The organism is Marinomonas flavescens, from assembly GCF_004352835.1.
Classification (GTDB): Bacteria; Pseudomonadota; Gammaproteobacteria; order Pseudomonadales; family Marinomonadaceae; genus Marinomonas; species Marinomonas flavescens.
The window spans coordinates 1-12,499 of the sequence record NZ_SJSB01000024.1 but is presented as its reverse complement, the minus strand read 5'-3'; the positions used below and the strand labels follow the sequence as shown (position 1 = coordinate 12,499).

Below are 12,499 nucleotides of genomic sequence, written 5' to 3'. Positions count from 1 at the left end.
GGGACAAATAATCATAAAAAAGCGAGACAGGTGCTCGCTTTTTTATGATTTAAAAACATCTATTTTAGGTTATGCGACACTAAGACAAGTCTGTTGCCACAATCCAAGAATGCTTTTTTGATCCTCTTCCGTCATGCCTTCTGCTTCAAGCGTATCTCTAAGCGTTCCTTCAAACGCCTCATCAAACAACGCTTTACCTTCACCTTCAGCACTACTATGAAGACCTAAAAGACCTAAAAGATAAGCACAGTAAAATAGCTGATCCCCTTCTTCCGCTGTATGTTCAATATCGCGTAGCGCGTCGCTAAGCTGGTCCGCTCGTTCTGCAAAAGTCATTGCCATGTTTTGTCTCTTTTCAGTTTTTAACACACACTACAAATAAAAAAGCTGAGGACGAATCCTCAGCTTTTCATTCTATCTGTATATTTTATGGTTTTAGCTTTAATGTCGTCAACGTTCGTTCACGAATAGACAGAAGTAAGTCGGTATTTTCTATTAGAGACTCACCATAAGAAGGCACCATTTCTTTCATTTTAGATTGCCATTCTTTAGACGCTATTTTTTCTGGGAAGCAACGTTCCAAAATTTTGATCATGGTATCTACTGTGGTTGAAGCACCCGGTGACGCACCTAATAAAGCCGCCAATGAACCATCTTTTGTAGTAATGGCTTCGGTACCAAACTCTAGTTTACCGCCTACTTTTTTGTCTTTCTTGATGATCTGAACACGTTGTCCAGCATACGCTAATTTCCAGTCTTCATCTTTCGCATCAGGGAAGAAATTACGTAAAGAATCACAACGATCTTTATGCGATTTTTTCACTTCGCTAATCAAGTATTTGGTCAAATCCATGTTGTTTTTACCAACAGATAGAATTGGCTTCAAATTATTGCAACGCATGCTCATTGGAAAATCTAGTATTGATCCCGACTTCAAAAACTTCGTTGTAAAGCCGGCAAAGGGGCCAAACAAGATGGCTTTTTTGCCATCGATGATACGAGTATCTAAATGAGGGACAGACATTGGTGGCGCACCAATAGGAGCCGCACCGTATACTTTCGCAAAGTGTTGTTCAACGATTTCAGGTTTTTCACAAACCAGCCACTGACCACTTACTGGAAATCCACCGTAGCCTTTACCTTCCTCAACACCAGATTTTTGCAGCAATGGTAATGCTCCACCACCAGCACCAAGAAAGAGAAATTTCGTGTTGAATCGTTGTGTGGTGCCATTGTGATGTACTAACACATCCCAAGAACCATTTTGGTTTTTACTGATGCTTTTTACTTCTGCATTCACATGTAACTCGAAGTTATCCATGCTCTGCAGATTTTTCGTCATATTACGAGCAATTGAACCAAAGTTCACATCAGAACCATGTTCTACACGAGTCACTGCTAACGGCTCACCACTAGCTCGATGATTCATAATAAGCGGCATCCATTCTTGCATTTTTTCACGATCTTCAGTGAACTGCATTTCTTTAAAGGCAGGATGAGCACTCATTGCTTCATAACGGGCTTTTAGCTTTCTAACATTCTCTTCACCCCAAACAAAACTTTGGTGAGGAACGCGGTGTATAAATTCTTGAGGGGCAGGAAGTTTGCCTTGATCAACAAGGTAAGACCAAAATTGAAGGCTAACCTCAAAAGCTGCGTTAATCTTGATGGCTTTATCAAGGTTGATACTGCCATCTGCATTTTCTGAAGTATAATTCAGTTCACAATACGCTGCATGGCCAGTTCCTGCATTGTTCCAGCCATCAGTACTTTCTTGGGCAATACTATCCAAACGCTCGACCATGGTAATGGAAAGGCTTGGATCTAATTGCTTGAGTAACATGCCTAGAGTGGTGCTCATCGCACCGCCTCCGACTAATAAAACATCTACAGAGTTTAAGGTCATATCATTTCGCCGTGTCATCGCCAATTTGGATTTGAGAGTGATGATAAAAGAAGGCTTGTGGCCAGCAGTGATGTAAATTAAGGAGGAACTGCGGTACTTTCTCGTCACTCTTCTCAGTACGCTTTTATTTGCAATAGGGAGCGCAAAGCCTAAAAACGAACAACCTAGCTAGGATTCTGAGTAGGTATCATTTAATTATACGGATTTTACCAATAATGTCTTGAGACCTTAGTCGAAGATAATACTTACCTCCTCGACTTTAATATAACTAATAAGAATTTTATCTACTTTTAGTATCGTTTTCTGTGGTTTTCGCTGCATATAATTAGCAGTTTGATTGTGTTTTTCTGCTATATTTAAAAAACGATAGTGAGTATAAATAGAATCAATTATCTATGATGTAGCGGAGGTGTCGTATGAAAGCTCAAGATATCATGGTTCGCGATGTAATTTGCGTTAACATTGATGCACGATTACCAGAAGTAAAAGCCGTTATGCAAAAAAATGGCTTCCATCATTTGCCTGTTATAGAAAATGACATCTTAGTTGGCATTATTTCTGATCGAGATTTATTACGCATGATCAGCCCGTTTATTGATAGTCTCTCTGAACAACAAAGAGACCTTGAAACACTCAATCACGCTGCACATCAAATCATGACTCGCCAACCAATTGCCGTAAAAGCCGACTCGCCAATCGAGAAAATTGTGAATTGGATGATGCAAGCCAGTATTTCTTGCATCCCTGTAATCGATGAAGATCAACACGTTCTTGGCATTATTACTTGGCGTGATTTGTTAAAACACGCCAAGTTCTAACTCAATGTGTTTGTGCTTGATCGCCTAGCTGGTCTGCTAAGTCTTCTTTCGTGAATATGTATTGCTCAGCACAAAACTGGCAATCCACTTTAATTGAGCCTTGTTCAATCAACAGCTGACGCACTTCATCAGCTCCAATCGAAATAACGGCATCCAATGTACGCTGGCGAGAACAAGAACAACCAAACTGCATGGCTTTAGTATCGTAAAGACGGACTTCTTCTTCATGATATAAACGGTGCAATAACGTCTCTGTATCTAGAGTCAGTAACTCTTCGTCTTTTACGGTTGATGCTAGGTGTGTAAAACGCTCCCAACCATCTTCATCGCCCTCTTCTGCTTGTTCAGCGGGAAGTCGTTGTAAAAACAAACCAGCACATTGAGCGCCATTTGCCGCCAACCAAACTCGACTCGGTAGCTGCTCAGATTGATAAAAGTATTGCTCAAGACACTCTGCTAACGTATCTCCAACAATTTCAACAATCCCTTGGTAACGCTGACCGTTACGAGGACTAATGGTAATAACTAAATAACCGCCCTCTAAGACCTCTTTTAACGAAATCGTCTCAGGCACCACTTGCGATTCGTCCCATTGGGCAATACCGCGCAAGTTTTGCAACTCATCACACTCGGTCATTACCGCAGACAAAAAGCCATTACCCTTCGCTTGAATAGACAGTACACCATCAATTTTGATGATATCCCTAAGCAGTGCAATTGCCGCCACAAATTCACCTAATAGCTTTTCAATCGCTAGTGGGTAGTTTTTGCGTTTAATAATTTCTTGATAAGCACTATTCAATACAACATGCTCACCGCGCACATTCGTATTATCAAAAGAAAAGCGCTGAATTTCATTAGTCGTTAAATCGTTCACAAATCACACCTTGTGCTAATTAACAGCACGAGTAAAAGTTCAAATGGATATTGCCGCGCATTTTACCCTTGAGCGTTAAAATCATCCACTTTAAACAGTGTATAAACAGGGAATCTTTGTCGCCCCTATTTCGTTTACCTCTGTGTCGCTCTAAAATACTAACCATTACTTTTAAGTTAAACAGCTTATGCTTAGCACCTAATCATCGACTCCAAAGAGATTTCTTGTTCTTATGATTCAGTTTACCGAAGTCAGTCTACAACGTGGTACCCAGTTCCTTCTTGAGGACACCGATCTCACTATTTTTGAAGGTCAAAAAGTCGGTTTAATTGGCGCCAACGGAGCAGGAAAATCCTCATTATTTGCCATGATCAAAGGCGACTTAAACGCCGACACTGGCAGTGTTGTTTTGCCTGGAAATCGTCGATTAGCCTTTATGGCGCAAGAAGTGGGCGAAACACAGCGTAGCGCTGTGGATTATTGCCTAGACGGTGACGAGCAACTAAGAATAATTGAAAGCAATATTGCCCGAGCACAAGCACAAGAAAATAATCACGACCATGCCCATTGGTTAGGTGAATATGAAACAGCTCATGGCTACTCCGCTCAATCTCGCGCCGAAACACTGCTGCAAGGTTTAGGGTTCAAAATGGCCGACATGCAGAGACCTGTCTCAGACTTTTCTGGCGGCTGGCGAATACGACTTAACCTAGCGAAAGCGTTAATGAGTCCATCTGATGTTTTATTACTCGATGAGCCGACCAACCATTTGGACTTAGACGCGGTTATGTGGCTGGAAAACTGGTTACGCCAATATCCGGGCACCCTAGTGCTTATTTCCCATGACCGAGACTTCTTAGACGGTATCTGTAGTCACATAGTCCATCTTTACCAAAAGAAACTTGTTCTTTATAAAGGTAACTACTCGAACTACGAGCGTCAGCGAGCGGAACATTTAGCGCAACAACAAGCCAACCATGAGCGCCAACAAGCCAAGCGCGCTCACATGCAAGAGTATGTAAACCGGTTTCGCTATAAAGCAGATAAGGCGAAGCAAGCACAAAGCCGTCTGCGCATGCTTGAGAAGATGGAGATCATTGGCCCTGCTCACATCGACTCTCAGTTTGAGTTCTCGATTCCGGTGGCTGAAAAAACCTCTCAGTTACTCATTAATTTATCGCAAGCAAACTTAGGCTACACCTTAGAATCTGGCGCTAAAGTGGTTCAACTTGGCGACACCAACTTTGCCATCCGAGACGGCCAGCGTATTGGTCTACTTGGCCCCAATGGTGCGGGTAAATCCACGCTAATTAAATCCATTGTAGGCGAGTTAACACTGCTGTCGGGAGAGCGAATTACCGGCGAGAACCTTAAAATTGGTTACTTCTCTCAACATCAGCTAAGTGCGCTCGACCTTGAAGCCTCACCTCTTCTGCATATTCAGCGTCTGTCTCCGAAGATACTCGAAAGCGACATTCGCCGTTATTTAGGTGGTTTTGGCTTTACTGGGGATGACGCACTAAGAGCCGTGAAAGGCTTCTCTGGTGGCGAGAAGGCGAGACTCGCGCTGTCACTCATCGCTTGGACTCGCCCTAACTTATTGGTACTCGATGAGCCAACTAACCACTTAGACATCGACATGCGTCAAGCCTTAACAGAAGCACTGCAAGAGTTTCCAGGCGCCATCTTAGTGGTATCCCACGATCGTCACTTACTCAACAGCACCGTCGATGAGTTTTGCTTGGTTGCGGATAATCAGATACAAGCCTTCGATGGCGACTTGAGTGCTTACCATGCTTGGCTACAAGCTCGACAAGCTAACTCCGCTCAAGCAGAGAAAAGCGAAGCCACACAAGACAAGGTAGAAAAAGTCGATCGTAAAGAAGAGCGTCGCAAAGCCGCCGAGCTGCGCGAAAAGCTACGTCCATTGCGCAAGCAAGTCGAGAAATATGAAAAAGCCGTACAAACGGCGCAAACACACCTAGACACAATTTCTGAATCCATGGCGGATGCCTCACTTTATAACGCCGACCAAAGAGAAAAGTTACAAGCACTGCTAAGCGACGAAGCAAAGTGGAAAAAGTCATTGGAAGAAAACGAAGAAGCCTGGTTTGAGCTACAAGAAGAACTCGAAGAGGCCGAGGCCAATCTCGCCTAAGAAGCGTATTTAAGGCCAGAAACAACGGCGTATTAGACTGTATGACTTATATCTGTCACACAAGTTAAGTACATTAACGAACAGCAAGACAGGAGCTAATGGATGACATTTCCATACACTCGCATGCGACGCATGCGCAAAAATGATTTCTCTCGCCGTCTTATGCGTGAAAACCGCCTAAGTACAGACGATTTAATCTACCCAATGTTTGTCGTAGAGGGGAACAATGTTCGTGAAACAGTCGCCTCTATGCCCGGCATTGAACGCGTGTCGATTGACCTTTTATTAAAAGAAGCGCAAGAACTGGTCACGCTTGGCATCCCTATGGTGGCACTTTTCCCTGTTGTCGCGGCAGATAAAAAGTCACTCATGGCAGAAGAGTCTTACAATCCTAATGGCTTAGCTCAACGTGCTGTTCGTGCATTAAAAGAGTCTTTTCCTGAATTGGGCGTGATGACAGATGTGGCACTTGATCCGTTCACGACTCATGGCCAAGATGGCATCATTGATGACTCAGGTTACGTCCTCAACGACACCACCATTGAAGTACTCGTGAAACAAGCCTTATCCCATGCTAAAGCTGGTGCCGATGTGATCGCACCATCCGACATGATGGATGGCCGCATTGGTGAAATCCGAGAAGAGCTCGAAACAGAAGGCTTTATCAACACCATGATCATGGCGTATTCCGCTAAATATGCTTCCGCGTACTACGGCCCTTTTCGCGATGCAGTGGGCTCAAGCGGTAATCTTGGTAAGAGTAATAAATCCACTTACCAGATGGACCCGGCAAATTCTGACGAAGCCATTCGTGAAGTCATACTAGACCTAGACGAAGGCGCAGATATGGTAATGGTAAAACCAGGCATGCCATATTTGGATCTGGTACGCCGCGTTAAGCACGAGTTAGAAGTGCCTACATTTGTCTATCAAGTGAGTGGTGAATACGCCATGCACATGGCCGCTTTTCAAAATGGCTGGCTCGACAAAGATTCGATCATTATGGAATCTCTATTGGCCTTTAAACGTGCTGGCGCCGACGGCATTTTAACCTATTTTGCGAAAGACGCAGCACGCATACTAAAGGCCCAGCAATAACGCTAAGTCCTTCTCATGCAATGTCAAAATACTCCTATTAGGATGTAAATAAGATTAAAGAGACGGTGACCTTCTGGCTGTGTTGGTGTAATTTGTAAGTTAATGCCCACTCATTTACGAACGGGCATTAGTTCAATACCAATAATATAAAACGACGGTATTTGGGAGTGATAAAAAGGCATGTCAGAACAGTCAGTAAATGAAGTGGATAAAAAAGAAATCGCCCCTATGCCCACCAAAGAAATAGGTGGAGAAGAGCTGGTACTGGAACCTATTCCAGAGCAGCCGCAGGACCCTAGCAAAGTTTCTTTAGAAGAACGTTTGCCTGAGGAGATTGACCTTGCAGACCCCGAGCTTTATTTCAACCGTGAATTGAGTCATTTGCAGTTCAATGCGCGTGTACTTGAACAAGCCATGGATGAAAACCACCCCATTCTGAACCGTCTAACGTTCTTGTGTATCTTTAGCTCAAACATGGATGAATTTTTTGAAATTCGTGTTGCGGGATTAAAAAGCCAGTTAGAGTACAGCCGTGAGAAGAATGGCCCTGACGGCATGCACCCGAAAAAAGTCCTTAGTTTGATCAGTGAACAAGCTCACAAACTAGTACGCCGCCAATACCGTATTCTCAATGACATCATCTTTCCAAAATTGGCCGCCGAAGATGTTAAGTTTATTCGCCGTTCCGTTTGGAACGAAAAACAAGCGACATGGGCTAAACGATATTTTCGCGACAATGTGCTGCCCATTATAAGTCCAATAGGACTTGATCCAGCACACCCTTTTCCTCGACTCGCCAACAAAACCTTTAACTTTGTCGTCGAGCTAGAAGGACGCGATGCCTTTGGCCGAGAAAATGGTCTCGCTATTGTACCAGCACCAAGCTCTCTGCCACGCCTTGTCAAAATGCCTGACGATGTGTCTGAAGGAGGCGATAACCTCGTCTTCCTATCTTCTATTATTCACGCGCATGCCGATCAATTATTCCCTGGCATGACGGTAAAAGGCTGTTTCCAATTCCGCCTCACACGAAACGCAGACTTAGAAGTGGACTCAGATGACATCGGCGTCGATTTGGCCGGTGCGCTAAGAACTGAATTACAAAGCCGCCATTACGGCAGCTCGGTACGTCTTGAGATTGCCGACAACTGCCCAACGCACATCATCGACTCCTTACTTAAGCAGTTTGATTTAGAAACCCAAGATCTCTACAAAACAGACGGTCCGGTCAATCTAAGTCGTTTAATGGCCGTGCTTGAATTAGTCGATCGCCCCGATCTTATGTACCCTCCTTTTTCGCCAGGTTTACCAAGAAAACTGGCTAGCTCAGGCGGAATATTCGAAGCGATTCGACAACGTGATTACCTCTTAATGCACCCTTTTGAGAGCTTTGCGCCAGTCATCGATTTTCTAAGTGACGCAGCCAAAGACCCTTATGTTGTTGCCATTCGTCAAACGCTATACCGTACCGGCGCCCGCTCCCCTATTGCTAACGCATTAGTAGAGGCAGCTCGAAATGGCAAAGAAGTCACCGTGGTCATTGAACTACGAGCACGTTTCGATGAAGCCGAAAACTTAGCCTTAGCAAGCCGTCTACAAGATGCTGGTGCGATCGTGGTTTATGGTGTTGTCCGTCATAAAACTCACGCTAAAATGATCCTTATCGTGCGTAGAGAAGGAACAGAGCTGACACGTTACGTTCACCTCGGCACTGGCAACTACCACGCAGGCAACGCTCGTCTTTATACCGATTACAGCTTCCTAACCTGTGACAAAGAAATCGGCGACGATGTTCATCGCGTGTTTCAACAATTAACGGGAATGAGCAAAGAGTTGAAAGTGAAAAAGCTATTACACGCGCCTTTCACATTACGCGATCGCTTGCTGGATATGATTAACCGCGAAGCGGAAAACGCCCAAAAAGGCGATCCGTCTCGAATCATCATCAAAGTAAACTCGCTTACTGAGCAACGCTTAGTACAAGCTCTGTATAAAGCCTCCCAAGCTGGCGTAAAAATCGACTTGATCGTTCGAGGTATTTGTACCCTGCGCCCTGGTATTAAAGGCATCTCCTCTAATATCCGTGTACGCAGCATTATTGGTCGTTTCTTAGAACATACTCGTGTGTATTACTTCTACAACAACCGCAACCCTCAGGTTTACCTGTCCAGTGCGGATGGCATGGATCGTAACTTGAACAACCGTATTGAAGTTGCCTTCCCGCTACAGGATCTAAAACTGTCTCGTCGTGTGAAAAAAGAGCTGGAACTTTACCTTGCGGATAATACCCAGAGTTGGGTGTTACAAAGCGATGGCTCATACCAGTTGTCTAAACCACGAAAAGGCGAATATCGCAGCGCTCAGCGCACCTTACTGAGCGATCTCGCTGATAGCACGCGCTAACCAGTACACTCAGTCACTATTTATACACAAAGCCCAGCGAATGCTGGGCTTTTTTTGTGAATAACCACCCTACTTATCCCCCGAATTAAGTGTGCCCTAGATATCACAACATTATCGCCACAACGAGTAATACAGCATTAAAGATCGGGGTTTCGCACTTAAGTACCGACAAAAAGTGCATTTTTTGTTGGTGTGTTTGCTGATTACATTTAGAATCCCTCCCCTTAAATGTCTAATAATGTAAGTAGTTGAATAATAGACTGCTTTTTAGCAGTTCTGAGCCTATTAGCACGCTATTACAAATAGATAAAACTTTGAGCGCTTAATCATAAAAAAGGAAGACCCAATGAAAAACGCCATATTAGGCGTCCAAATGTTATTCGTTGCATTTGGCGCTTTAGTATTAGTCCCCTTACTGACAGGCCTTGATCCAAATGTTGCTTTATTTGGTGCCGGTATGGGGACTTTGCTTTTTCAAGTTGTCACACGTCGCACTGTGCCTATTTTTCTAGCGTCTTCATTTGCGTTTATCGCACCAATTCTATACGGCATCCAAACTTGGGGATTAGCGTCTACCATGGGTGGATTAATTGCGGCTGGATTCGTTTATGTCATTCTAGGGGCGCTTATTAAATTAAAAGGCCCTGGCTTTATTCACCGCTTATTACCACCGGTTGTCATTGGGCCTATTATTATGGTTATTGGCTTAGGCTTAGCTCCAACGGCTGTCAATATGGCAATGGGCAAAAGTGGAGATGGCTCTGCTCAGTTAATTAATGCTGACATCTCTATTTGGATTGCTCTTGCCTCTTTATTAACCACTATTTTTATTAGCGTCTTTAGTAAAGGTATTTTTAAACTACTGCCTATTTTTGGCGGCATTATCGTTGGCTACTCACTAAGCTTAATATTCGGCATCGTTAACTTCGACGCAGTACATCAAGCCGCTTGGTTTGTTATGCCAAACTTCACTGCGCCTGAGTTTAATATCAATGCCATTTTATTTATGATTCCAGTCGCCATCGCACCTGCCATAGAACATGTTGGCGATATACTTTCTATCTCCAGTGTCACTGGCAAAGATTACTTAAAAAAACCAGGCTTGCATCGTACTATCGCGGGAGATGGGATCGCTACTATGGCAGCAGCAATGGTAGGCGCGCCACCAAATACAACCTACAGTGAAGTCACTGGCGCTGTCATGCTTACTAAAGCTTTTAATCCCGTCATAATGACATGGGCAGCGATTGCCGCGATTATTCTTGCTTGGGTTGGCAAACTAGGCGCCTTATTACAAACTATTCCCCTACCTGTTATGGGGGGGATTATGATTTTATTATTTGGCTCCATAGCCGCTGTTGGCCTCAACACGCTAATTAAAAACCAAGTAGACCTTCATAAATCACGTAACCTTGTTATTGTCGGCGTTACATTAGTCTTCGGCATTGGCGGAATGGCCTTCGGCATTGGCAAATTCAACTTACAAGGCATCAGCCTATGCGGCATCGTTGCTATTCTTCTTAACCTAGTGCTACCAAAAGACATTGGCGATAACCATATTGTTGACAACGCACAAATAGAATAAGTTTTTACGCACACCAAAAAAGTAAAAACAAAAAACCTCCAATAATGGCACTGCCTTATTGGAGGTTTTTTTATAATCAGGAAAAGACACAGAGTAATGTGATGTTAAAAGTTCTGGACTTCCCAAGGTTGAATAGCGGTATAACGTTAAGGTAATAGACTACGATTTTAGTTGTTTAGTCACAGGCGTGTATTGGCCATTGGACACACTTCTTGGACAGTATGGATAAGGTCAGTGTGAGAGGTTCTTGTTTTGCCGTACCTTTTAGAGAGCCGCTAACGCGTCGAGGTACGGCTCTTTAGACAGTGAGGGCGCATAAGCACGAGAGCGTTGGGCGCTAACGAGTTCAGTGGTTACGACGAGGGTCAGAGCCCTTAAACGACGATTAACAAAACAAAGACAGGCATCTTATATAGTTAATAAAAACAATATATTGGGCACACTGCTGAAATCACTCATCACTAATAAATCAAAATATACAGGATAAAAATAAGTGTGCGAGAGGGAGTATCACACTATTCTTCAATAACAATGCTGCTTGACCTTTTTTAGTCACAAAAAGATCTCAGCCAGAAGTTGATCCACTGTATTCTAATCGACTATTTTCGTTAAATAAGTAACTGACTACTTTTACGATACCGCTTCCTATGGTGGGATTCACAGTAATGATCTATGGATAATTCTTGCCCGACGACCCGGCCTGTTCTCGCCTCAAATTCAGTAGCAATACAAAGCCAGTTTTCAGAGGAGATATTCAACCTCTGCAAGATGGGAAGCAAGGAGGCATCAATCGAGCCTTTTTTGCTTTCTCTCACAATGCGCCCCGTCATATCGACTAATTCTAAGTAATCTGCGAGTTTAAAAGGCAATCCATTAGGCATATCGTGTTTTGAATTCCCAACAAAAGCATACAGCGCTTTAGGTTGGCTGTTCTCTTTCACGGCTGCTACTCGTTTCTTAATGCTGGTGAAATCTGATTCTTCTGGTGTGTCGCTGATGCCTGACCTTACTGGATTTAAATCCACGTAGGCCATGCAAGCGATCAGGGCGGCTTCATCCAATAAAGCCTGGGATTTAAAGCGCCCTTCCCAAAAGTGCCCAGTGCATTCGTCTTCTAGGTTAGCTCGCCGAGCGATGGGTTCGTTGAGCTCTTTCATAAACCAGCTTAGGTCTGTTAAGCGTTCTCGGTAAGTTTCTGCCGCCGCTTCTGCTAGCGCAATCACATACGCAGGCAGTGTGCCACCAAGCAGATATCGTTGAGTAAAGGTCGTGCCTTTATGGAGCCTATGCCACCGCTCCAACACCTCAACAACAGACCAGCTTTTCACTTTTTCTGAGTCGATATGCAGCACCACATGCAGATGATTGCTCATTACCGCATAAGCACACACATCGATGGAAAACACACTGGCGAGAAACAACAAACGGCGCTCGACCCAATCTCGTCGATGCTCGTAGCTTGTTCCTGTATTCGGGTCTTCACCGCATAAAAAGGCACGACGTACACATCGAGCCACACAATGGTAATACGGAGTATCGTCTAAGCAAACTTGCTGACTTCTAGGCATTGGCATAATCCGTTCCTCTTCCTTGAGAAAACAAACACTAAGTATAGAAGAGATACGGGGGAATAAACCGAATAAGACCTGAAGCC

The 12,499-nt window shown here is 44.0% G+C and carries 9 protein-coding genes; 5 read left to right on the top strand and 4 right to left on the bottom strand.

The genetic code is table 11. The features are described from left to right. Positions 1-69 precede the first annotated feature (69 nt). A complete protein-coding gene (locus tag E0D70_RS16600; RefSeq protein ID WP_133013392.1) occupies positions 70-342 on the bottom strand; it encodes a hypothetical protein in 273 nt (90 codons plus the stop codon). A gap of 85 nt (positions 343-427) precedes the next feature. Beyond that, positions 428-1,906, bottom strand: coding sequence for a malate dehydrogenase (quinone) (gene mqo, locus E0D70_RS16595; RefSeq protein ID WP_240537178.1), 1,479 nt, complete (start codon positions 1,904-1,906; stop codon positions 428-430). A gap of 416 nt (positions 1,907-2,322) precedes the next feature. Here mqo and E0D70_RS16590 point away from each other — a divergent pair, with 416 nt between their 5' ends. After that, the gene (locus E0D70_RS16590; protein ID WP_133013391.1) at positions 2,323-2,724 is read left to right on the top strand and encodes a CBS domain-containing protein; all 402 of its coding nucleotides are present in this window, start codon (positions 2,323-2,325) and stop codon (positions 2,722-2,724) included. 1 nt (position 2,725) lies between these two features. Here E0D70_RS16590 and hslO read toward each other — a convergent pair whose 3' ends face one another. Then, positions 2,726-3,601 carry an Hsp33 family molecular chaperone HslO gene (gene hslO, locus E0D70_RS16585; RefSeq protein ID WP_133013390.1) on the bottom strand — a complete coding sequence of 292 codons (876 nt, stop codon included), beginning with the start codon at positions 3,599-3,601 and terminating at the stop codon, positions 2,726-2,728. A gap of 232 nt (positions 3,602-3,833) precedes the next feature. Between hslO and E0D70_RS16580 the strand changes: the two genes are divergently transcribed. The 4 genes from E0D70_RS16580 to E0D70_RS16565 all read left to right on the top strand — a co-directional run bounded on the left by E0D70_RS16580 (position 3,834) and on the right by E0D70_RS16565 (position 10,845). Further along, entirely contained in the window at positions 3,834-5,759 is a 1,926-nt protein-coding gene (locus E0D70_RS16580) for an ABC-F family ATP-binding cassette domain-containing protein (protein ID WP_133013389.1), read from the top strand. Positions 5,760-5,861: 102 nt separating this feature from the next. Next, complete coding sequence (hemB, locus tag E0D70_RS16575) at positions 5,862-6,857, top strand: porphobilinogen synthase (protein ID WP_133013388.1); 996 nt, start codon at positions 5,862-5,864, stop codon at positions 6,855-6,857. A 180-nt stretch (positions 6,858-7,037) separates the two neighbouring features. Next, on the top strand, positions 7,038-9,260 hold the full coding sequence (gene ppk1, locus E0D70_RS16570) for a polyphosphate kinase 1 (RefSeq protein WP_133013387.1): 2,223 nt from the start codon (positions 7,038-7,040) through the stop codon (positions 9,258-9,260). Positions 9,261-9,606: 346 nt separating this feature from the next. Further along, the gene (locus tag E0D70_RS16565) at positions 9,607-10,845 is read left to right on the top strand and encodes a uracil-xanthine permease family protein (protein ID WP_133013386.1); all 1,239 of its coding nucleotides are present in this window, start codon (positions 9,607-9,609) and stop codon (positions 10,843-10,845) included. 608 nt (positions 10,846-11,453) lie between these two features. On the opposite strand, the gene E0D70_RS16560 is transcribed toward E0D70_RS16565, so the two are convergent. Continuing rightward, complete coding sequence (locus tag E0D70_RS16560; protein ID WP_133013385.1) at positions 11,454-12,419, bottom strand: transposase; 966 nt, start codon at positions 12,417-12,419, stop codon at positions 11,454-11,456. Positions 12,420-12,499 lie beyond the last annotated feature (80 nt).